Consider the following 21,250-nt stretch of genomic DNA (forward strand, 5'->3'; position numbering starts at 1 on the left):
CGCAAGATGTCGGAGGTGCGCGGAGGCCAATGATGAATGCTGCCAAAACGGTTCAGAGGAAGATGGGGTTCTTGCATAGGTTGCGCAATCGGTTTGGTTTCTCTTCGCTTCGCAAACGGATTATGGTGTTGCTGACCATCGGGCTCGCGGGATGCGCCATTCTCATGGCGTCCGTATCCTACAACGCGATCTACACGATGCAGCGGGACAAGATCAAGACGTCCATGGCGTTCGATCTGTACCAGCAGACGTCGAAGCTCAATCAGGTGTACGACAATTTGCTTCAGGTCACGCAGCAGATGACACCTGTCGGCACGGTGGGCAATCTCATGGAGACGTATCTCGCCGCCAGGGACACGTACAGCCAGCGGCTGCTCTCGCGCGACGTCTCGTATAATATCGGATTGATCACGTTCTCGAACCCGGCGATGGAGCTGGTGATGTATTACGATCCCGCGAGCGGGAACCCCGCCTTTTCGAACTTGCCGCTGCGCGGCGACTTTACGCTGCAGGCGCTGCCTAACGTTGCCGGGATAGGCGAGCTGAAGTACCAGTCTCCGCACAAATCGCTCTGCCGGTTCAGCGACGATCAGGTCGTGTCCGTGACGCGGGAGGTGCGGTTCTCGGACGGACGGCAGCTCATCGTATACGTCGAATCCAAGTCCGATATTTCGACAGATATGAATTCGCTTACACAAAGCCTGAACATGCCTTACGCGCTGGTTTTCACGGACGCGGCGGGCGACGTGACCTACAGCAGCAACTCGGACGCGTACGCGGTGGGGCAGCGTCTCAGGTTAAGCGGGCCATCGGGCGTGACGGGCGATTATGTATGGAACCGGATGCAGGGGGATTACGGCTACGACATCACGCTGCTGCTTCCCGTCTCCAGCTACAACCACGAGCTCTATACGTGGAAAAATCATATGTATTGGATTCTCGCCATCGCGCTGCTCATGATGTTCCTGCTCACCTTATTGTTGCGGCGGCTCATTAACCGGCCGTTTCTATTGATCGAGCGGGAGATGCGAACGTTCGGCAAGGGCTACATGGGCACCAGCCAATATCGCACGGGCATCGATGAATTCGACCGGATCTTCGATCAGTTCAATATCATGAAGCGGCAAATCCAGCAGCTGATCCTGGATGTCGAGCACAAGGAGAAGCGCCGGCATCAGCTGGAGATCGAGAAGCTCGCTTACCAGATCAACCCGCATTTTCTAATGAATACGCTTAACTCGGTGCGTTGGCTGGCGGTGATGCACAAGCAGGCGGAGATCGAGAAGTTCGTCTCGTCGTTGATAATTTTGCTGAACTATAACTTGGGCAAGTCGAAGGAATCGGCCACCTTCAAATCGGAAATCGAGGTCATGCGCACGTACCTGGAGCTGCAGCAGATGCGGCATGATTTCGAGGTGAAGCTGGACATCGGGGAAGGGGCGTACCTGGATAGTCCGGTCGCGCGATTCATCCTGCAGCCGATCGTGGAGAATGCCGTCTGTCACGGCCTTGACGATAACGGCAAGCTCGAGATCTCCGTATCCGCCGACGATGCGGCGCAGATGGTGCGCATCGTCATCCGCGACGACGGCAAAGGGCTGAGCCAAGAAACGCTCGCCCTGCTGCAGCGCGACACGCCGGATCAGCAGCAGACGGGATGGGGGATCGGGCTTCGTTACGTGCGGTCCATGCTGGAATCATTTTATGGCCATCAAGCCCGTATGGGTATAGAGAGCATGCCGAATCAAGGCACGACGGTCACGTTGGAGCTGCCGTTTCTTCAGCAACGAAAGGAGAGAGCGATTTGATACGCGTATTGATCGTAGACGATGATAAGCTGGCGCGCAAAGGGTTGATATCGATCATGCCCTGGTCCGATCACGATATGGTGGTCGTCGGGGAAGCCGCGAACGGGGCGAAGGCGCTGGAGTTCATGGAGGGTCAGCAGGTGGATCTCATGTTCGTGGATCTCTCCATGCCCGTCATGTCGGGCATGGAGCTGCTGCAAGTCGCCAGGCAGCGATTTCCGGGGCTGCGATCCGTCATTTTGTCGTTTCACGAGGAATTCGAAAGCGTGCAGTCCGCTTACCGCATGGGCGTGCTCGACTATATCTCCAAGGTGCGCCTGGAGTCGGAGGACGACCAACTGATCTTGAAACGCATCCAGCAGCAACTGAGGGGCGAATCGCCGCACCTGCCTGCAACGGCCGCCGAGGCGTCCGCGCCAGCACCTGCCCGCGAGCAAACCGTCCGCTTGCAGGAGGAAGAGGCGTGGTGCGGCCTGGAGCAGGAATGGCGCGCTCATTACTGGCTCTTCAACGAATCGGTCTTCCAGCGCCTGTGCAGGCAGACCGTGGAGGCCAAGGTTTCCTTCCGCCGCCTGGAAGGGCTGTTCATGCGCGTGCTGTCGCAATTGGAGAACGCGATCGCGCTGGATTCCGAGCTGCGCTCGGATGCGCATGACGTTCGCTCGGCGGTGGAGTGGATCCGCGATTACCGAAAACGCGTGTACGCGCAGGTAGCGGCCTCCTCCGATTTCACGAATACGACGACCAGCATCCTGAAGGCGGTGCTGTTCATTCGCGAGCTGGCCGCGAACACGCTGCATGCCGAGGACGTCGCCGATCACGTGCACATGAGCCGCAGTTATTTCAGCCAATGCTTCAAGAAGCTGACGGGGTCGACGTTCAACGATTACTTGCGGCAAGAGCGGATGAGCGCCGCCGAGCGGCTGCTTTGCGAGACCAACCAATCGATCGCGTGGGTCGCCCAAGCCGTGGGCTACAACGATTCCAAGTACTTCTCGCAGCTGTTCTACGAACAAACGCGTCTATTGCCATCGGAATTCCGAGCTCAATACCATAGGGGGACGAATGATTACAATCTATCGCACAAATAACTACCTCGGCCCGTTATCCGCCGCAAAACGCGGCACATCCGTCTTACTTTTTTTTCCTTGCAACCCATGTACAATGAGAAGGCAAGCAAAAAGGGGAGGGATTAGATGAAAAGGAATATGGCTGCGCTGCTTACCGTTGCTTTACTCGGTCTAAGTCTGACGGCATGTTCGTCCAATGATTCGCCGAATAATGTGAAAGCGTCTTCAAACTCGAACGCGAACTCCGATACCCCGGCACTGACGGGCGACGACCTGGCGTTCTCGAAATTTCCGAAGCCCGTCGACGTTCACATCGGCATGGTGGTGGACCCGACGGACAAAACGCTGCCGGAAGGCGACAGCGTGGGCAATAACCCGTACACGCGTTACCTCAAGGACAAGTACAACATCAACGTCATCGTCGATTGGACCGCGGCTACCGGCAACGACTTCAAACAGAAGGTCAGCTTGACGATCGCATCGGGCAAGCTGCCCGACGGCATGGTCGTCGACGACCGTTCCTTCATGACCAAAGCGGCCAGCTCGGGGCTGCTGTACGACATCACGGATATTTTCCAGCAGTATCAATCCTCGCAGGTGAAGGACATCATGGCGAGCACCGACGGCCGCGCCTTGGAGAACGCCAGCTACAAAGGCAAAATGGTAGCGCTTCCGAACATTACGGTGGATACCGACGGCGTTCACGTCCTCTGGATTCGCAAGGACTGGCTCGACAAGCTGAAGCTGCCGGTGCCGAAGACGGTGTCCGACATCGAGAAGACGGCGAAAGCGTTCATCGATAACAAGCTTGGCGGAGCCAATACGATCGGCATCGCGGGACCTTCCAAAAACTCGTTCCCGTACTCGACCTTCCTCGTGTCCTCCAACAACATGGGCGGCTTCGATCCGATCTTCGGCGCGATGGACGCTTATCCGGGCTACTGGCTCGACAACGGCGACGGAACGGTATCGTACGGCACGACGACGGAGAATACGAAGAAAACGTTGGCTTTGCTGGCGGACTGGTACAAGAAAGGCTTGATCGATCCGGAGGTCGGCACGCGCGACAACGTCGGCGATCCGATCAATGCCAACCAGACGGGGATCTTCTTCGGTCCTTGGTGGAACGGCGGCTACGGCAACGGAGATTCCTTCAAGAACGATCCGACCGCCAACTGGCAGGCTTATCCGGTCTACTCCGACGATAACAAATGGAACGCGCACATGAAGACGACGGGCAGCACCTACACCGTGATCAGCAAGAACGCCAAGCCGGACGTCGTCAAGGCCATCATGATCATGAACAATGCGCTCGTGCGCGACGAATCGACGTTCGATTTGTCGGTTAACGTGGGCTGGTATCCGCTTCGCAACGTCATGGCCGCGGCCAACGAGACGGAGTACGAGTACGCCGAGCTGTTGAAAGTATTGAAGGGCGAGACGCAGCCCGAGGATTACAATAAGCCGAACAGCTTATATAAACTGATGTACGCGGATGCGAAGAAAGTCAAGGACGTCATCAAGCCGCCGTACGACGATCTGAACGTCAGCAATTTCAGCACGGCGAACTTCGGCGACTTCCAGCGCTTGTATTCCATCATGATCGGCGATCGTCCGTTCACGACGGTTCCGATCGACAAGAAGGTCTACAGCGTCACCTACAATCAGACCCCGACCATGGAGACGAAATGGGCGAACCTGAAGAAGATGGAAGATGAAACCGTCATGAAAATCATCCTCGGCCAAGCGTCCATCGATTCCTTCGACCAATTCGTGAAGGACTGGAAATCGCAAGGCGGCGACGAGATCACGAAGGAAGTCGCGGAGCTCTTGAAGAAATAATCGCGCAAGAGCTTGCGGAAGGCACTGGCGGCATCGGTGCTATTCGCAGGCTCTTGCTATCCTGCAAAGGAGAGGGAGGTTAGCCGGAATGCGAAAATTGGGCCATCAGAAACACTATTATTTGATGCTGATGCCGGGCATGGTCTGGCTTGTGATGTTCAGCATCGTACCGATGTTCGGGATCCTGATGGCATTTCAGAATTATAATCCGGGATCGGGGCTGTTCAAATCCGAGTGGGTCGGGATGGATAACTTCAAGTATATGTTCCAGCTGAACGACAGCAAGACGGTCATCGTCAACACCTTTATCATCGCCATCGGCAAAATCGTGTTCAATTTGTTCGTACCGCTCGTATTCGCCATTCTGCTGAACGAGCTTCGCAACTTGCGCTACAAGAAGCTGGTGCAAACCGTCGTTTACCTGCCGCATTTTCTGTCCTGGGTTATCATGTCCACGATCGTAATCGGGATATTCGGCTACTACGGCGTCGTGAATACGGTAATCGGCATGTTCGGCCATGATCCCAAGCTGTTCATGGCGGACGCGGGCATCTTCAGGCAGCTGATCATCGGCACCGACGTGTGGAAGGAATTCGGTTATAACGCGATCATTTTTCTCGCGGCATTGACGGGCATCAATCTCAATCTGTACGAAGCGGCGGCAATCGACGGCGCGAATCGCTGGCAGCTGATCCGGCACGTTACGCTGCCCGCACTGACGACGACGGTGGTGCTGCTCGGCGTCTTGAGTCTGGGCAACGTGCTGAACGCCGGGTTCGATCAAGTGTATAACCTGTATAACCCGCTCGTATATTCGACCGGCGATATCCTGGATACCTGGGTGTACCGTCTGGGCTTGCAAAATCTTCAGTTCTCGCTGGCGACGGCTGCCGGATTGTTCAAGTCGGTCATTAGCTTCGTGCTGATTTTCATATCCTATCGGCTTGCTTATCGCTACGCCGATTACACGGTATTCTAAAGGAGGGCGCTGCATTGGTCAGAAATACGACGTTAGGCTCGCGGACATTCGAGATCGCCAATATCATCGTCCTCGGCCTCCTGGTTATCAGCTGCGTCTACCCGTTATGGTACACGTTCTGCGTATCGATCTCCGACAAGGCCGCCGCCAACTCGGGCTTGGTGACGATCTATCCCATCGGCTTCTCGCTGACGCCGTACAAGGAGATCATCAACGACGGACGATTCTTCAACGCGTTCTGGATTTCCATTCAGCGGACCGTGCTCGGCACGGGATTCTCGCTCCTGATGACGGTCTTGATGGCGTACCCGCTGGCCCGGCCGAAGAAGGATTTCAAGATGCGCAACACGTTCATGTGGATCCTGGTCTTCTGCATGCTGTTCAACGGCGGACTGATCCCGTGGTACCTCACGATTCAAAACTATCACCTGATCAATACGATCTGGGCATTGGTGCTTGGCGGAGGCGTGCCGGTATTCGACGTCATCCTGATCATGAACTTCTTCCGCAATCTGCCGAAGGAGCTGAACGAGGCGGCCGTCGTCGACGGGGCCGGTCCGTGGTCGATCTTGTTCCGGGTGTACATCCCATGCTCCATCCCCGTGCTGGCCGCGGTGGCGCTGTTTCTCAGCGTGTATCACTGGAACGAGTTCTTCAACGGCTTGGTGCTGATGAACACCGCCGACAAATATCCGCTCCAAACGTATATCCAGCAGCTGGTCGTCAACATCCCGGTCGGCACCAGCCTGACCCCCGAGCAATACAAGAAGCTGTCGGAGCTGTCGAACCGGACGCTGAATTCGGCCAAGGTGTTTATCGCGATGGTGCCGATGCTGGTGGTCTACCCGTTCCTGCAACGATACTTCGTCTCCGGCATCATGCTTGGCGCCGTGAAGGAGTAGCGCGTAAGCCGGGAGGCAGCGCGTCAGCGAACATAAATGCCTGAAAGCCTGATGACGAATCAGGCTTTTTTTGTTGGGGATTTCGCCCCTGACCCGGCGAATCGGGTATAATGGAATCCAATCCCGGAGCAGAGAGGATAGGCCGTTACGTTGATGAAGGTTGAATATGGACAGCGCGAGATCCCCTTTCACGTGGCTTACGGACCATGGAGCAAGCTTTCGATCCAGGTCGAGCCGACGGGCTTCGTGACCGTGAAAGCGCCGAACGGCGCAAGCGAAGCAGCGATCCTGCGCGCGGTGGAGAAGCAAGGCGCATGGCTTGCGGAACGGCTCGACGCGATTGAGAAGGGCCGCTCGGACGCGCAGCTGAGGGAGTATCAGGATCAGGGGAAATTCCTCCACTTGGGCCGTTATTGCTTGCTGCACGAGTTGATCGGTACCGAGGGACTGAACGAGGACGAGCTCAGGCTGAAGCTGAAAAAGTTTTATTTCGCCAGCTGCAAGCAGGTCGTTCTCGAACGGATCGAGAAATACCAGCAGATATTGAAGGTGAAGCCCAAATCGATCGAGATCGTCGAATCCCGCACGAAATGGGGCAGCTGCAGCTCGAATAAGGCCTTGACTTTCAATTACCTGTTAGCCATGGCTCCGGTCGAGGTGATCGATTACGTCATCATTCATGAATTGTGCCATCTGACGCATATGAACCATGACCGGTCATTCTGGAGACGCGTCGGAAGCGTCATGCCGGACTACAAGGAGAAAGAAGCGTATTTGGACCGGTACGGCCACGTGATGACGATGTGATCGGTCGGACGGCCGCGGTTTATGTGGAAGATCCCGTTCGTAATCATTGATTGGCAGGAGGGTGATGAAGTGGCTCCGAAGCATATCGTTTCCGCGGCAACCATCGTTGTCAATGACCGCAACGAACTCTTATTGATAAAAGGACCTAAGCGAGGTTGGGAGATGCCGGGCGGGCAGGTCGAAGAGGGAGAATCCTTGCGGGATGCCGCGATTCGGGAGACAAAGGAAGAGAGCGGCATCGATATCGAAGTGACCAAGTTTTGCGGCATTTTTCAAAACGTAGGCAGCAGCATTTGCAACACGCTATTTCTGGGCCGACCGGCCGGAGGAGAGCTGACGACGACCCCGGAATCGTTGGAAGTCGGATTTTTCCCGATCGACGCCGCGCTGGAGATGGTCGCTTGGGGAAATTTCAGGGAACGCATCGCGCTTTGTTTGGATGAATCGGCCCATCCGTTTTACGTAGAATTCTCGATCCCGCTGAAGGATTGCTAGCGTACCGGAGGCGATCGCTGTACGGCCAGCGACCCGACTTCGGCATGCCTATCGTTTATTTTCGACAGAATACGCGTTATAATAGATGATCTTGTTAACAATACCGTTTAGTTGATATTTAACGAATCGAGGAGGGTGCGCGATGGAAAAAGCAACATTCGCCGGCGGCTGCTTCTGGTGCATGGTGAGCCCGTTCGAGGAACAGCCGGGTATTCATGGGATTATCTCCGGCTATATGGGCGGAACAATTGCCGACCCCACGTACGAGCAAGTGAAGACGGGGACGACAGGTCATCAGGAGGTGGTCCAGATTACGTTCGATCCGGCCGTGTTTCCTTACGAGAAATTGCTTGAGCTCTACTGGCCGCAGATCGATCCTACCGATGACGAAGGACAGTATATCGACCGCGGCAGCCAATATCGAGCGGCTATTTTTTATCACAACGAAGAGCAGCATCGCCTTGCTTTACGGTCCAAAGAAGCGCTTGAGCGAAGCGGACGGTTCGATAAACCGATCGTAACGGAAATAAAGCCCGCGGTCGAATTCTTCCCGGCGGAGGAGTATCATCAGGATTATCACCGCAAAAACCCCGCAGCGTATAAAGAAGAACGGATGACGTCCGGACGCGACGCTTTCGGCGCGCGCTATTGGAAGTAACGACTGACACCCCAACCTTGATCGGCTTTGCGCCGATCAAGGTTTTTTCTTTTTACGGGATACGGAATAACGAGCCGAAAATCAGGGAAGTATTGATAACAACATACTACCTTGACAGTCACGGTAATATATCGTATCATTCGGTTATGGGGGTAATGAAATGAGCGAGAACAAGATCACGTCCGATCTGCTGCGCGGACATACAGATACCATGATTTTACGGCTCTTGTCCGAAGCGGACCGCTACGGCTACGAGATCGTCAAGCTGATCGCGGAGCGATCGGGCGGCGAGTACGAATTAAAGGAAGCCACGATGTATTCCAGCGTCAGACGGCTGGAGACGGACGGCGATATCGAGTGGTATTGGGGCGACGAATCGCAGGGCGGCCGGCGCAAGTATTTTCGGATTACCGACAAGGGCAAGGACACCTATGCCCGCAACAAAAGCAATTGGGCTTATGCGCAGCGTGTGTTGGATAATTTATTATAAGGGGATGCGCTCTGATGAATCCGAAATTGACGAACTATCTGAACGGCGTGTTTACGCCATATGACGGCGTGAAAAGCGTCACCGAATTAAAGGCCGATCTGCTCTCCGATCTGCAGGAGCGGTACCTCGAGCTCAAGTCCGAAGGCAAAGACGACGAGACCGCGTTCGCGATGACCATCGCGAGCATCGGCGACATCGAACAAACGATCCTGGAGGTCGCCAACCTCTCCCGTTCGCTGGAGCGGCAGGTGCTGACCAACTTCAGCGCGAGCAACCTGACGCAGAGCGACTTTGCGGGCGTGACCGCGCACAAGGGACAATTCAATGCGAGCGCGCTGCACGGCTCGGATTTCTCGGGGGCGGACTTGACCGGCAGCTCGTTCAAGAGCAGCGACATGCGCGAAGCGAACTTCGACGGCGCCAATCTGACCGACTGCGTCCTGTCGGCCGTCGACCTTGCGAAGGCGAGCTTCAACCAATCGCTGCTTGTCCGCACGAATTTCAGCATAACGGGTCTGGACGGCGCGGCATTCAAGGGCGTCAAGCTGACCGACGTGACGTTTAACAAGCTGGACCTTAGAAAAACGATCTTCGACCAATGTTCCTTTACCGGCGTGAACTTCGAAAGCTCCGACCTGAGCGGACAGCGTTTTGACGGGCAGTTCTTTAACGGCGTTAAATTCGACAAGTCGGCGTTGAACGAAGCTTCGTTCAAGGGCGCAACGCTTAGAAACGTATCGTTCATTCCGTTCTTTTCCTTGACGAATAAGTATTACCGCACGATCAAGACGATCTCGTTCGACGGCGCCGCGATGGATAAGCTGACCTATGCCGCGCTCAAAGGCATCGGAGCCAACTTGTCGAACGTGACGGTTATCTGACAAAGTCGTTGCCATGGGCGCGTATCGGACGAGGTCCTGAAGTGAGGCGACGATTACGAAAACACGAAAACAGAGGCGGAGCGTTCGCCTCTGTTTTTTATATTGGGAGGGACATCCCGTTCACCGGCCGACGTACTTACAACCGAAGGTTATATTTTCCTACGGATATTCTTGACAAAACGAGCGGAGCTGCACTATATTTTATTTATGAACCAATCGGTCCATAAATAAAAAATAGGAGTTGTTCAAGATGACAACCGTATTAAAGCCCCTTTTCGGCAAAACGGCATTCGTAACGGGCGGAGCCCGCAGCATCGGCGCGGCAATCGTAAGACGGCTCGCAAGCGACGGCGCATCCGTTGCTTTCACATATGTGAGTTCGCAAAACCGAGCGGAGGAGCTGGCGAACGAGATAGAAGCCTCCGGCGGACGTGCGGTGGCGATACGCGCCGACAGCGCGGATGCGGAAGCAGTGAAACGGGCCGTCGCAGAGGCCGTCAACGTATTTGGCGCCGTGGACATTTTGGTCAATAATGCGGGGATCGCGAATCTCAAGCCGTACGATCAGTTTGCAATCGAAGAATTCGATCGGATGATCGCGGTGAATTTCAGAGCCGTATTCGCGGCGATTCAAGCAGCGGGCCCGCAAATGAAAGAAGGGGGCCGCATCATCAACATCGGCAGCAACGCCGCCGATAATAATCCACTAACGGGAGCCAGCTTGTATGTTTCGACTAAAGCCGCAGTAGCAGGATTGACGCGTGCGCTTGCCCGTGACTTGGCTCCTAAAGGCATCACGATCAATAACGTCCAGCCGGGCCCGACCGATACGGACATGAACCCGGCGGACGGACCGTACGCGCCTATCGTGAGCGGATCGATCGCGCTTGGTCGCTACGGCAAAGCTTCCGAGATCGCGAGCATGGTCGCGTATCTGGCTTCGCCGGAAGCTGGTTTCATTACGGGAGCATCCATTAACGTCGACGGCGGGGTAAATATTTAACGACCGGCTTAACGCATCAGGCATTCTAATATCCTTTCCCTTGCGAATCCAATTTACTTTTGAAGGAAAAGCGTTGTTCTTTTCCGACCGAAAGGAATTGGATTTTCTTCATACCCTAAACTTGACATCGTCACGAGCGCGGGTAGTATAAAGACCATACACCAATCTTGAGCGAAGGGGATTTTAATATGGCACTTGGACGTCCTCGCGCCTTTGACATCGAACTCGCACTCCATCATGCCTTGGAATTATTCTGGCGCAAAGGATACGAAGGGACTTCGTTGTCCGATTTGACCGAGGCCATGAAGATCAACAAATCAAGCTTCTATGCGACGTTCGAGAGCAAGGAGCGATTGTTTTTCAAGGTGCTCGATTATTACTTCGACGGCCCCTCCCGGGAAACCGCGGCGGCCTTGACCCAACCGACAGCCAGAAAAGTCATCGAAACATACCTCGGGGCCGTGGCGGATCTGACGACGAATCCGATAAACCCGCCGGGATGCCTAACGATTAGAGGCGCGATAGCATGCGCCGAGGAATCGGAGCCGGTCAGACAAGCGTTGACCGCCAGGCGCATCGACGCCGAGCAAGCCCTGAAGCTTCGCCTGGAGCAAGCCAGAAGCGGCGGAGAATTGCCCGAGCGCGCCGATCTGGCACAGCTCACGCGATTCATCATGACCGTGGCGGCGGGAATGTCGATACAAGCCGCAAATGGCGCAAATCGCGATGAATTGGAAGCCGTCATTGCGACCACGGTGCAAGTGTTGGATATACATTAGCGGCCGTCAAATATCGTGTCGCCGCCGCCTGCGCCGCAACCATGCCGATGCCTACGCCGATCAAGCATCAGCGGGTATCGGTTTATTCGTTTTTGAGCATTAAGGCCGTTGACAGGGCATGCATGCCTTGCGTTAACATGAATAAGCAAGCCTCGCCGGGAACTCGCGTAATTATTCTGATCGCTGGAGAAAGAATTGTTGGCGCAACAATCGGAAAGGAGAATGGGAGAATATGAAGTGTCTCATCTTTGATTTGGACGGAACGCTGGGGAATACGTTGCCGCTTTGCATTGCCGCATTCAAGAAGGCCATCGAACCGTTGGCGGGACGCTCGATCAGCGACGCGGAAATCATCGCGACCTTCGGTCCCTCGGAAGAGGGAACGGTGCAGGCGTTGATTCCGGAACGCTACGATCAAGGAATCGCGGATTACCTCCGACATTACCTCGAGCTGCATGCCATGTGCGAGACGCCGTTCGAAGGAATGACGGAATTGTTGGCGTTCGCCCATGGCAGGGGCGTGCCGATGGCGCTGGTAACCGGAAAAGGGGAACGAAGCACGGTCATGACGTTAGCCCGGTTCGGGATCGAATCCTATTTCCAGGTCATCGAGACCGGCTCGCCGCAAGGACCGAGAAAAGTGCAGGGCATCCAGGAAGTGATCAAGCAATTGGACGTCGCGCCTCGGGATTGCGTGTACATCGGCGATGCGCCAAGCGACATTCAAGCGGCCAGGGAAGCCGGCGTGGCCATCGTTGCCGCCGCTTGGGCCGAAACCGCCGATCCGGCACTGCTGGACTCGCTTGAACCCGATCGCTTATTTACATCCGTCGCCGATTTCGGCACGTATCTCAGACAAGCCATCCTATAAAGAAGTCTCGGGCGGCAACCGGATCGGTTGCCGTTTATTACAGCCGCTGAATATGGGTATCCTTGAATTCGGAGGCATACTTCAGCCCGTAGCCCATCATCCGGTCCATCCCGATATGAGCGGTCCAGATAAACCCGATCATGACGAGAAAGTCGGCCGAGAAGATAAATCCCGCCAGCAGCAGCAGCAAAGGCACGGAAAGCGTATGGGCGAAATTGTAAAGGTAAGCGCCGACCTTGGCGTTCACGGCATAGCCGATCATGAAAGCGTCCGGAAGCAGCAGCAGCGAGAGGAAAGCGACCCAGCCGAATCCGTTGGCAAAATACAAGTAGGTTCCGAGCGACAGAACGACCAAACCTTCGAGTCTAATCAGCTTCTTGTTCATCGTATTATTCTCCTTTTTCCCGGTCTGCGATTCGGATTCCAGCCAGCATCCAGCCGATCCCTCGCGACACTTGTTCATATGAGAGCGGTTGATCGGACAACAGGGCAGGGGATTGCAACGTCAATCCGTCGAATACGGCCTGAATCAGCGCCGCGAGCATTTCCTTGCCGCTCGTATCCAACTGAACCTCCAGTCGGTCCACGACAATCATAATGCCTGCCTTCATTTCCTTGTAAATCCCCGACAGCTCGGCCGCGAGCTTCTCGTTGTTCACGCTCTCCGACCAGAGGCTGATCAGCAGCGTGAACCATTCGGGGTTATCCTTGCGGAAATCGACCACGTGGTTCAAGACCTGACGAAGGAGTTCATCGGGCGAGACCTGCAGGTCCAATTTGGCAAAAGCGGCTTTCATTCCGCGGTTGATCATCCATTCTCGGACCACTTCGACCAGCAGCGTTTCCTTCGTGCCGAAATGATAGCCGATCAGCCCTTGAGCCACGCCGGCCTTGGCGGCGATCTCCTTCATGGTCGCTTTGGGGTAGCCTACTTGGCCGAATAGGTTAAAGGCCGCAAGCATGATGGCGCCTTTTCGTTCGTCTTGAATAACCGATGGGGTAGGGTTCATTTTCGTTCGCTCCTTTTACTGTTTGATTGAACAGCCAGTTGTTTATAGGCCTATATTAATACTGTTTGGTCGAACAGTCAAGTTTTTTTATTTTAGTTTCCCCAAAAGCTTCGATCATGCCGATTACTCGCACAATGTCGCGCGATGTGTGCACTAATGCATGAATCGTCGGCAGTTGGCCATTGAAGAGATGTTCGAACTCCTTATAATATGACTCAGATGCGCAACAATACATCATGATGCACGTTCCGGCGCAAACTGCCGAGGAGAAAGAGGAGGTATCGGATATGGAATTGGGACTTCAGGGAAAAACGGCGATCGTAACGGGAGCCAGCGCGGGGATCGGACTTGCTTGCGCAAAGGCCTTATATGAAGAAGGCGTCTCCGTCGTCATGGTGGGACGAGATCAAGAGCGCTTAACGCAAGCGGCAGCTTCGATGCGAGCAGGGGGCTCCAAAGGAGAAACAACGCGCATCACGCTCGTGTCGGGCGACATGCATAAGCCCGAAACCGCGCGACGGGCGGTCGACGCGGCGATCGAGCACCACGGCCGTATCGATATAGTAATCAATAGCGCGGGGAACGCGCAGTTCGGTCCGTTTTTCGAGTTATCCGAAGAAGCGTTTTTGGAGGCGTGGCAGGTAAAGCTTCTCGGTTACATGCGGATGGTGAAGGAAGCGGCGCCTTATATGATCAAGCAAAGAGACGGGCGAATCGTGAATATCGTCGGCATTGCCGGACGAACGCCGTCTCCCGGTTACCTTCCCGGCAGCACCTCGAATGCGGCTCTGTTGAATTTTACGAAAGGCATTTCCGGCGAGTTGGCGGCATCGAACGTCAGAATCAACGCCATATCGCCCGGAGCCACGGAAACCGAACGGGCCATCAGGTTCGCCCGGCAGCAAGCGGACGAGAAGGGAATCGACGTTCAAACCCAAACGTCGAGCATGAGCGCGGCCATCCCGCTTAGACGCATGGTGGATCCGGCAGAAATCGCCGCGATGGCGCTTCTGCTCGTATCGGATCGCGTTCCGTCGATCACGGGCACGGAAATCGTCATCGACGGCGGTCAGACGCCCGGCGTATGATGGCAAAGCGCGCGAATGCCGTTATCGGATGATTCCCGCGACAAGAATAACGAAGCGGAGAGTCGCCTTGTTGCGGCTTTTTTGCTTTCGCTGCATGCTTGCGCGCTTGCATATAAATCGATATTGATAGCGAAAAGCTATCATGATCATAGAAAAAGCGCCATTGATCGATGAGACACGAATTCGTTATAGTTGGGTTGTACGATTCGACATTCCACTTACTCGATGTGAATACGAAAATCAATCGACTGCTCGTCATACACGAGTTAAGTATACTGTCTGGGCTCATAATCGGAAGAATATTGCTATTCAGCGAGTTCGGGATTGTCGATCGGAGATGGTTTCCTATTACGGAAGGATTCGGAATGGTCATACGTCCGGAAGGAGACTGCGGATCACAATGTGAAGTTTTTCACATACTGACCATTCATGCGTGGTTCAGCCCTCCCGAAACGGGGGGGAGACCAGGTTTGAGAGGAGCATTGAAATGATCGAAACGACCACTCGAAAGGAAGAAGAAGCAGAACTGGGAGCAAATAACGCATCGGCGGACGTACTTCATCATCTGTTGAAGCCGGACGTGCATGAGGCATTGACCGCCGTGGTCGCGAACCTGCCGAAGCTCGCGGAGATGACGGCATTGCTCACCCAAGCGTACGACTTGGCGAAGCAGGCATCTGGGGACCGCGTGCTGATGCAGGATACGCTCGGCGGCATCAAGGAAGTCGTGAAGCCGTTGGAGGAAAAGGCGAAGCATTACGCGTCTGCCGCCATCGAAGCCCGCCATCGGGCGGAGCAGGAGAAGACCTCGATCGGACTGATCGGCATGCTGCGGCTGCTCAAGCATCCGGAGTTTCAACGGGTGCTTCGCTTCGGGCAGGCGTATCTGGATATTCTGGGCGCAAGACGAAAATAACAACGGGAGATGGGAACATGAGCAAGCAAATCTTGATTTTGGGCGCCGGTTACGGCGGTCTTCTCGGCGCGCTCTCCGCTCGCGAACACTTCACGGCGGAGGAAGCCGCGATTACGGTCATTAACCGGTACGAATCGCACCAGATCGTGACCGAGCTGCATCGACTGGCGGTAGGCAACATCGCCGAGAAAGCGGTTTGTCTGCCGCTGGAAACGTTGTTCAAAGGAAAAAACGTCGATCTGCGAATCGGTACGGTATCCGCGATCGATCCGGAGGCCCGCAAAGTCGCTCTGGACGACGGCACCTCGTACGCTTACGACGCGCTCGTGCTAGCGCTCGGCAACGAAACGAACTTTCACGGCATCCCGGGCTTGCGGGAAAATAGCTTTGCGCTGAAATCCGCCGCGGACGCGAAGCGGATATACGCGCATGTCAAAGAAAAACTCGCCGCTTACGCGGAATCGAACGACGAAGCCGACGCGACCTTCGTCATCGGCGGCGGCGGCTTGACGGGCGTCGAGCTCGTCGGCGAGCTCGCGGACGAGCTTCCGGACATCTGCCGCTCGCTGGGCGTCGACTTCGCCGACGTATCCTTGTACCTCGTCGAATCGAAACCGTCCATTCTGTCCACCTTCTCCGCGGACCTGATCGGACGCGCGGTCGCGAGTCTCGAAGCTCGCGGCGTTCAATTCCTGACGGGACGCAGGATCACGGAAGTGAACGGTTCGACGGTCAGTCTGAACGACGGCCGGACGATCGAGTCGAACACCGTCCTCTGGGCGGGCGGCGTGCAGGGCAATGCGCTCGTGGCGAGCTGCGGCATCGACGTCGATCACGGCTTCGCGGCGATCAACGAGTTCCTGCAATCCGTCTCGCATCCGGATATCTTCGTCGCCGGCGACAGCGCCGTCGTCAAAGGGCCGGATAGCCATCCGTACCCGCCTACCGCGCAGCTGGCTTGGCAGATGGGCGAGCTCGTCGGCGCCAACCTGTTCGCTTACTTCAAAGGCGGCAAGATGGTGGCGTTCGAGCCGGTCAACTCCGGATCGCTCGCGAGCCTCGGCCGCAAGGACGGCATCGGTTGGGTCGGGGAAAGCGGACTGAAACTGAAGGGCAAGCCGGCGTCCTTGATGAAAAAAGCCAGCGACGTGCGCTATTTGGCGCATATCGATGGCTTGTTCTCGCTGGCTTATTAAGACGCTCGCCAGCATGCATACAATCCTCTTACTGCAGTGCACCCCTGAAAGCAGACATTGGAAGGACCGTTCCGGTCCATCCGATGAGGACTGAAATGGGTGCATTTTTGCGTTCGCTTGGATTCGTTCGAATCGCCGACAAGCGTTATATGCCGATATCGGATCAGGCGGCCGACGACTTATGCGCTTGCGCGCCAAGGAGACGTCGCGACAACAGCAGGGCGAAAGCCAGAAAGACGACTGCGATAAAACCGTACAACAGGATATACCCGCCCAAACGGAACAATAGACTGCCCACGATCGGGCTGCAAGCCATCCCCATGTAACGGAAAAAATTATAGGCCCCGACGGCGGTCGCGCGATTCGTCGTGAATGCGCCAGTCAGCAGCGTCGTCTGCACGGGGAGCGAGAGCCCGAGGAATAGTCCGAAGCAGATAATGCCCGCCAACAGCCAAGCCAACGAGATCGAATAGAAGACGAGAAAAAACAACAGCGACGCCACGTTAAGAAAAGTCGTCAGCACGATGACCTTTTTCCCGTCCATCCTTGCTTGAATTCTGCCGCCCACGAAGCTGCCGACAACGAGGCAAAGAGACATCGGCAGGAAGACCAATCCCTTCTGCTCGGCGGACAAGCCGTATCGATCGCTTAAGATGTCCGGCAGAAACACGAGGAAATTATAAAAGACGTAATACTGGATAAACCCGAGAATAATGACCGACGAACCGATGCGGTTCCGTAGGATAGCCGCGAAATCCCGCACTTGAAAGCGGGCGGGCTTACCGTCGTCGGGCTTCGTTTCCCGCAGGAAAGCGTAGTTGCAGAGCAGCACGAGCAGACCCGTGGCCGCAAGCGCGAGAAACACGGAATGAAAATTAAACCATCCGCTCAGAAAACCGCCGATGACCGGTCCCAGCACGGGTCCGAGCGATACCATCATCTGGAAGGTCCCCATCGCCTGGCCGCGTTCTTTTCCTTCGAACAAGTCGCTGATCACCGTGACGGCCACTACGGAGCCGGCGGCGATGCCGATCGCCTGCAGCGCCCGGAAGACGAGCAGCAGCTCGATAGTGGCGGATAAGAAGCAACCGATGGACGCGATCACGTACAGCGTTATTCCGAACAGGATGACTTTTCGCCTTCCTTTCGAATCGGCAAGGGGACCGTAAACGATCTGCATGATGGCCAGAAAGAAGGTGAAGACGGAAATCGTCAGGTTGACGACGAACGAAGAGGTGTGGAATTGACTGGCCACCTCCGGCAACACCGGCGTGTAGATGGTTTGCGTGAACGGCCCGAGAAAGGCGGCGAACGCCACGATATAAACGATGAATTTACGGTTCATGATGCGAGATCCTCTCTATGAAATGACATTGACATGGACGAGATGCTGCATTGTCATCGTACTCGAGTTCAAATATTTATTCCAACGCATTTCATGTTATAATCTCATTGATTTGAAGGAATATATGCGTGTCGGCAGTGCGAATAGTTCAGAGAAGAAGGAGCCGCAAAATGAGAACCGAGGATCAGATAAAAGCCAAATTAATTCAACTTCAAACCGTGCAGAAACAATTCGACACGGAGGAGATCAGAATTCAAATCGAAATTCTGGAATGGGTGTTGAACCAACCAAGCGGAAAATACCATGAATGAACAAAGGCCGCTCTCCGCGTAAAAGGGTCTGTTCCGGGAACGAACGACCGCCTTGACAGTTGGTTTAAGCACTCCCTATAATGATGTTAGTTACCGCTAACACACATCCAGAGGAGAGTGCTGAACATGAACTTGCATGGAAAAGCGGCTATTGTAACCGGAGGCGCGCGCGGCATCGGGAGCGCGACATCGAAATTATTGGCACGACGCGGCACAAAAGTCGTCGTGAATTACGTGAGCAATCGGGATGCGGCTCAAGCGACGGTTGACGCGATTCGAGCGGACGGCGGCGAGGCCATCCCCGTGCGGGCGGATATTCGGGACGCGAATCAGGTTGCGGAGCTTATCCGACAAACGACGGAAGCCTTCGGCGGGCGCATAGATATCGTCGTGAATAATGCAAATCTGCCATTTGTAACCAAGCCGTTCGTTGAAACGACATGGGAAGAGTTTGCCCAAAAGTTAAACGATGAATTGCAGGCGGCATTCGTCATGACGCAGGCGGTTATTCCATTCATGACCGAGCAGCGTTACAGGCGCATCGTATACGTTTCCTCCGGCGCCGGCAAGCACATCGCCCCCAACATGATCGCCCATGGAACGGCGAAGGGCGGCCTGGATACTTTCGCGAACTATATCGCAAGCGAATTCGGTCCCTTCGGGATCACGTCCAATGTGGTCGCTCCGGGAGTGGTGGAAACGGACGCGACCGCATTCATGCCCGAAGAAACGAAGCAAGCGATAAGCAACTTCACGCCGCTTCGCCGCATGGCTCGACCCGAGGACGTGGCGAGGGTCATTTCGTTCCTGGCAAGCGACGACAGTCAGTTCGCGACTGGGACGTACACGCCGGTAAACGGCGGAAGCTACATGGAATAAACGGTCGCAAGAGGTTGTTTTTCAAGAACGGGGGCAATTGACATGGATGATCATGAGACAGGCACTTCGGATCGGATTCTGGATGCCGCTCTCCGATTGATGCAGGCGAAGGGATTCAAATCCGTCACGATCAAGGATATCGCCGCTGCTTCGGACGTAAGCGAGATGACGGTATTTCGCCATTATAAGACCAAGAAAGGGGTGCTCGAAGCTGCCGTCCAAAAGTATTCGTACACCCCTGGTTTGAAGATAATCGTCGAACAAAACGTCGTATACGACTTGAACCATGACCTAAAGCTTATTGCCGCCTCGTATCTCGACTTAATGGAGGTCAATCGGGGGATCTTCTTGATCGCCGTTCAAGAACGCGCGACGATGCCCGAATTGATCGGCCTCATCGCCGACAATACGAAGCGACTGCATGGCGTGTTGACCGACTACTTCTTGACCATGCAGGAACGCGGCAAAATGGCGGTTACGGATGCATCCAAGCAAGCGATGATGTTTTTGACGATGTATTACGGTTATTTTTCTTCCCGTGCCTTGTGGGATACGCAATTCATCAGCGACACGCAAGAAGAATTCATCGCAACCAGCGTGAGCACGTTTTGCGAAGGTTTGGCTACCTAACAGTAACGGAGGGATATCGATGCCAAAAGCAGGCTTGTCGGAAACGCGTCTACTTCGGCTGAGCAAAGTCCTGCAAGACTACGTGGATCGCGGAGAGATCGCCGGGGCGGTCGCCGCCGTTCATCGCAAAGGCAAGGAGGCTTATGCCGACGCGATCGGCTGGCAGGACAAAGAGGCGCGCATTCCCGTTCGGCGGGATACGATCTTCCGCATCATGTCGATGACAAAGCCGATCACGGCCGCAGCCGCATTGCTGCTGGCCGAAGAAGGAAAGATTCGCCTCCACGATCCCGTGGATGCTTGGCTCCCGGAGCTCTCCGGCCGGGTCGTGCTGCGCGATCCAAACGGAAGGCTGGACGACGTCGTGCCGGCGTCCCGTCCGATCACGCTTCACGATCTGCTGACCTCGCGCATCGGCATCGGCTGGGAGGATCACCCGCTGCAGTCCGAAATGATGAAGCTGCTTCCCGCACCATTGGCCAAGCCGCTGGGAGAACAGCATGCGGAGGAGCATCTCGATCCCGATTCCTGGATGAAACGGCTGTCCGAGCTGCCGCTTCTCTACCAGCCGGGCACGCGCTTCCTGTACCACATCGCGCATGAAGTCCTTGGCGTATTGATCGCCCGGGTATCGGGTCAAACGCTGGATGCCTTTTACCGTGAACGGATCTTCGAACCCCTCGGGATGAATGACACAAGCTTCGCCCTGCCGCCGGAAAAGCGAGGCCGGCTGTCGGTCGCATACGCGCCGAAGGCCGAGGGAGGCCTTATCGAGCTGGATCGCCCGGAATCGACGGCTTGGGCCGAAGCGCCGATCTTCCCGTCCGGAGGTGCCGGCCTTCTCTCCACGGCGGACGATTACCGGCGTTTTGGACGGATGCTGCTTGGTTACGGGGAGGTGGACGGGGTGCGCATGCTGTCGCGCAAATCCGTGGAGGCGATGATCACCGATCATCTCGCGCCCGAACAGCGCGCGCAGCCCTTCTTCGACGAGACCGATTACGACGGATCGATGATGTGGACGAACAAGGGATACGGGTACGGCGTCTCGGTCAGGACCAAGCAGATCGGCATCGGTCCTGGCATCGGCTCGTTTTTCTGGCCGGGGGCGCTGGGAACGACTTGGATCGCGGATCCGCGCGAGGAGCTGATGGCGACGCTGATGATTCAGCTCAGAGGAGCGCAGCTTCCCAAGAACAGCCTGATCGCTTATGATTTCTGGACCATGCTCTATCAGGCCATAATCGACTGAAGCACATTGTATATCCTCATCCAAGCAAAGCATGCAAC

22 protein-coding genes are annotated in these 21,250 nt (G+C 55.5%); 19 read left to right on the forward strand and 3 right to left on the reverse strand.

The features are described from left to right. Positions 1-71 precede the first annotated feature (71 nt). The 13 genes from GT019_RS13360 to GT019_RS13420 all read left to right on the forward strand — a co-directional run bounded on the left by GT019_RS13360 (position 72) and on the right by GT019_RS13420 (position 12,585). Positions 72-1,808 carry a sensor histidine kinase gene (locus GT019_RS13360; protein ID WP_161743675.1) on the forward strand — a complete coding sequence of 579 codons (1,737 nt, stop codon included), beginning with the start codon at positions 72-74 and terminating at the stop codon, positions 1,806-1,808. After that, positions 1,805-2,899, forward strand: coding sequence for a response regulator (locus GT019_RS13365; protein WP_161743676.1), 1,095 nt, complete (start codon positions 1,805-1,807; stop codon positions 2,897-2,899). Before GT019_RS13360 ends, GT019_RS13365 begins: the two co-directional genes overlap by 4 nt. A 105-nt stretch (positions 2,900-3,004) precedes the next feature. Further along, complete coding sequence (locus GT019_RS13370) at positions 3,005-4,720, forward strand: extracellular solute-binding protein (RefSeq protein ID WP_161743677.1); 1,716 nt, start codon at positions 3,005-3,007, stop codon at positions 4,718-4,720. 88 nt (positions 4,721-4,808) lie between these two features. After that, on the forward strand, positions 4,809-5,699 hold the full coding sequence (locus GT019_RS13375; protein WP_161743678.1) for an ABC transporter permease: 891 nt from the start codon (positions 4,809-4,811) through the stop codon (positions 5,697-5,699). A 14-nt stretch (positions 5,700-5,713) separates the two neighbouring features. Next, positions 5,714-6,601, forward strand: a complete 888-nt coding sequence (locus GT019_RS13380) for a carbohydrate ABC transporter permease (protein WP_161743679.1) — start codon at positions 5,714-5,716, stop codon at positions 6,599-6,601. A gap of 153 nt (positions 6,602-6,754) precedes the next feature. Beyond that, positions 6,755-7,408 (forward strand): M48 family metallopeptidase, encoded by a 654-nt coding sequence (locus tag GT019_RS13385; RefSeq protein WP_161743852.1) that lies wholly within the window; start codon positions 6,755-6,757, stop codon positions 7,406-7,408. 21 nt (positions 7,409-7,429) lie between these two features. Then, positions 7,430-7,903 (forward strand): NUDIX hydrolase, encoded by a 474-nt coding sequence (locus GT019_RS13390; RefSeq protein ID WP_161743680.1) that lies wholly within the window; start codon positions 7,430-7,432, stop codon positions 7,901-7,903. Positions 7,904-8,045: 142 nt separating this feature from the next. Further along, positions 8,046-8,561 carry a peptide-methionine (S)-S-oxide reductase MsrA gene (gene msrA, locus GT019_RS13395; protein WP_161743681.1) on the forward strand — a complete coding sequence of 172 codons (516 nt, stop codon included), beginning with the start codon at positions 8,046-8,048 and terminating at the stop codon, positions 8,559-8,561. 160 nt (positions 8,562-8,721) lie between these two features. Further along, positions 8,722-9,051 carry a PadR family transcriptional regulator gene (locus GT019_RS13400; RefSeq protein ID WP_161743682.1) on the forward strand — a complete coding sequence of 110 codons (330 nt, stop codon included), beginning with the start codon at positions 8,722-8,724 and terminating at the stop codon, positions 9,049-9,051. Between the two features lie 14 nt (positions 9,052-9,065). Next, positions 9,066-9,932 (forward strand): pentapeptide repeat-containing protein, encoded by an 867-nt coding sequence (locus tag GT019_RS13405; RefSeq protein WP_161743683.1) that lies wholly within the window; start codon positions 9,066-9,068, stop codon positions 9,930-9,932. A 250-nt stretch (positions 9,933-10,182) separates the two neighbouring features. After that, entirely contained in the window at positions 10,183-10,935 is a 753-nt protein-coding gene (locus GT019_RS13410; protein ID WP_161743684.1) for a 3-oxoacyl-ACP reductase family protein, read from the forward strand. A 188-nt stretch (positions 10,936-11,123) separates the two neighbouring features. Beyond that, a complete protein-coding gene (locus tag GT019_RS13415; protein ID WP_161743685.1) occupies positions 11,124-11,714 on the forward strand; it encodes a TetR/AcrR family transcriptional regulator in 591 nt (196 codons plus the stop codon). 232 nt (positions 11,715-11,946) lie between these two features. Then, positions 11,947-12,585 (forward strand): HAD family hydrolase, encoded by a 639-nt coding sequence (locus GT019_RS13420; RefSeq protein ID WP_161743686.1) that lies wholly within the window; start codon positions 11,947-11,949, stop codon positions 12,583-12,585. A gap of 37 nt (positions 12,586-12,622) precedes the next feature. Here the strand turns inward: GT019_RS13420 and GT019_RS13425 are convergent, their stop codons facing one another. Beyond that, positions 12,623-12,970 carry a DUF4260 domain-containing protein gene (locus tag GT019_RS13425; protein ID WP_161743687.1) on the reverse strand — a complete coding sequence of 116 codons (348 nt, stop codon included), beginning with the start codon at positions 12,968-12,970 and terminating at the stop codon, positions 12,623-12,625. A 4-nt stretch (positions 12,971-12,974) separates the two neighbouring features. Continuing rightward, complete coding sequence (locus GT019_RS13430) at positions 12,975-13,595, reverse strand: TetR/AcrR family transcriptional regulator (RefSeq protein WP_161743688.1); 621 nt, start codon at positions 13,593-13,595, stop codon at positions 12,975-12,977. 287 nt (positions 13,596-13,882) lie between these two features. Here GT019_RS13430 and GT019_RS13435 point away from each other — a divergent pair, with 287 nt between their 5' ends. The 3 genes from GT019_RS13435 (at position 13,883) to GT019_RS13445 (ending at position 16,795) form a co-directional block, all read left to right on the forward strand. Beyond that, positions 13,883-14,683 (forward strand): SDR family oxidoreductase, encoded by an 801-nt coding sequence (locus GT019_RS13435; RefSeq protein WP_161743689.1) that lies wholly within the window; start codon positions 13,883-13,885, stop codon positions 14,681-14,683. Between the two features lie 487 nt (positions 14,684-15,170). Further along, positions 15,171-15,599, forward strand: coding sequence for a DUF1641 domain-containing protein (locus tag GT019_RS13440; protein WP_161743690.1), 429 nt, complete (start codon positions 15,171-15,173; stop codon positions 15,597-15,599). Between the two features lie 17 nt (positions 15,600-15,616). Next, positions 15,617-16,795, forward strand: a complete 1,179-nt coding sequence (locus GT019_RS13445) for an NAD(P)/FAD-dependent oxidoreductase (protein WP_161743691.1) — start codon at positions 15,617-15,619, stop codon at positions 16,793-16,795. Between the two features lie 163 nt (positions 16,796-16,958). Here GT019_RS13445 and GT019_RS13450 read toward each other — a convergent pair whose 3' ends face one another. Continuing rightward, the gene (locus GT019_RS13450; RefSeq protein ID WP_161743692.1) at positions 16,959-18,140 is read right to left on the reverse strand and encodes an MFS transporter; all 1,182 of its coding nucleotides are present in this window, start codon (positions 18,138-18,140) and stop codon (positions 16,959-16,961) included. Between the two features lie 437 nt (positions 18,141-18,577). Here GT019_RS13450 and GT019_RS13455 point away from each other — a divergent pair, with 437 nt between their 5' ends. Genes GT019_RS13455 through GT019_RS13465 form a run of 3 tightly spaced genes read left to right on the forward strand, consistent with a single transcriptional unit; the run spans position 18,578 to position 21,212 of the window. Beyond that, positions 18,578-19,330, forward strand: coding sequence for an SDR family oxidoreductase (locus GT019_RS13455; RefSeq protein ID WP_161743693.1), 753 nt, complete (start codon positions 18,578-18,580; stop codon positions 19,328-19,330). Between the two features lie 42 nt (positions 19,331-19,372). Beyond that, positions 19,373-19,960 carry a TetR/AcrR family transcriptional regulator gene (locus GT019_RS13460; RefSeq protein WP_161743694.1) on the forward strand — a complete coding sequence of 196 codons (588 nt, stop codon included), beginning with the start codon at positions 19,373-19,375 and terminating at the stop codon, positions 19,958-19,960. Positions 19,961-19,979: 19 nt separating this feature from the next. Continuing rightward, positions 19,980-21,212 (forward strand): serine hydrolase domain-containing protein, encoded by a 1,233-nt coding sequence (locus tag GT019_RS13465; protein WP_161743695.1) that lies wholly within the window; start codon positions 19,980-19,982, stop codon positions 21,210-21,212. Positions 21,213-21,250 lie beyond the last annotated feature (38 nt).

The sequence above is a fragment of the Paenibacillus glycinis genome (assembly GCF_009909185.1).
Classification (GTDB): Bacteria; Bacillota; Bacilli; order Paenibacillales; family Paenibacillaceae; genus Paenibacillus_Z; species Paenibacillus_Z glycinis.

Excerpts from the sequence above, each read along its gene's own strand:
- GT019_RS13455 (WP_161743693.1), top strand. The coding sequence starts at position 18,578 with ATGAACTTGCATGGAAAAGCGGCTATTGTAACCGGAGGCGCGCGCGGC.
- GT019_RS13385 (WP_161743852.1), top strand. The coding sequence starts at position 6,755 with ATGAAGGTTGAATATGGACAGCGCGAGATCCCCTTTCACGTGGCTTAC.
- GT019_RS13425 (WP_161743687.1), bottom strand. The coding sequence starts at position 12,970 with ATGAACAAGAAGCTGATTAGACTCGAAGGTTTGGTCGTTCTGTCGCTC.
- GT019_RS13460 (WP_161743694.1), top strand. The coding sequence starts at position 19,373 with ATGGATGATCATGAGACAGGCACTTCGGATCGGATTCTGGATGCCGCT.
- GT019_RS13420 (WP_161743686.1), top strand. The coding sequence starts at position 11,947 with ATGAAGTGTCTCATCTTTGATTTGGACGGAACGCTGGGGAATACGTTG.
- GT019_RS13370 (WP_161743677.1), top strand. The coding sequence starts at position 3,005 with ATGAAAAGGAATATGGCTGCGCTGCTTACCGTTGCTTTACTCGGTCTA.
- GT019_RS13440 (WP_161743690.1), top strand. The coding sequence starts at position 15,171 with ATGATCGAAACGACCACTCGAAAGGAAGAAGAAGCAGAACTGGGAGCA.
- GT019_RS13390 (WP_161743680.1), top strand. The coding sequence starts at position 7,430 with ATGTGGAAGATCCCGTTCGTAATCATTGATTGGCAGGAGGGTGATGAA.
- GT019_RS13405 (WP_161743683.1), top strand. The coding sequence starts at position 9,066 with ATGAATCCGAAATTGACGAACTATCTGAACGGCGTGTTTACGCCATAT.
- GT019_RS13450 (WP_161743692.1), bottom strand. The coding sequence starts at position 18,140 with ATGAACCGTAAATTCATCGTTTATATCGTGGCGTTCGCCGCCTTTCTC.
- GT019_RS13410 (WP_161743684.1), top strand. The coding sequence starts at position 10,183 with ATGACAACCGTATTAAAGCCCCTTTTCGGCAAAACGGCATTCGTAACG.
- GT019_RS13400 (WP_161743682.1), top strand. The coding sequence starts at position 8,722 with ATGAGCGAGAACAAGATCACGTCCGATCTGCTGCGCGGACATACAGAT.
- GT019_RS13430 (WP_161743688.1), bottom strand. The coding sequence starts at position 13,595 with ATGAACCCTACCCCATCGGTTATTCAAGACGAACGAAAAGGCGCCATC.
- GT019_RS13415 (WP_161743685.1), top strand. The coding sequence starts at position 11,124 with ATGGCACTTGGACGTCCTCGCGCCTTTGACATCGAACTCGCACTCCAT.
- msrA (WP_161743681.1), top strand. The coding sequence starts at position 8,046 with ATGGAAAAAGCAACATTCGCCGGCGGCTGCTTCTGGTGCATGGTGAGC.
- GT019_RS13375 (WP_161743678.1), top strand. The coding sequence starts at position 4,809 with ATGCGAAAATTGGGCCATCAGAAACACTATTATTTGATGCTGATGCCG.
- GT019_RS13465 (WP_161743695.1), top strand. The coding sequence starts at position 19,980 with ATGCCAAAAGCAGGCTTGTCGGAAACGCGTCTACTTCGGCTGAGCAAA.
- GT019_RS13445 (WP_161743691.1), top strand. The coding sequence starts at position 15,617 with ATGAGCAAGCAAATCTTGATTTTGGGCGCCGGTTACGGCGGTCTTCTC.
- GT019_RS13435 (WP_161743689.1), top strand. The coding sequence starts at position 13,883 with ATGGAATTGGGACTTCAGGGAAAAACGGCGATCGTAACGGGAGCCAGC.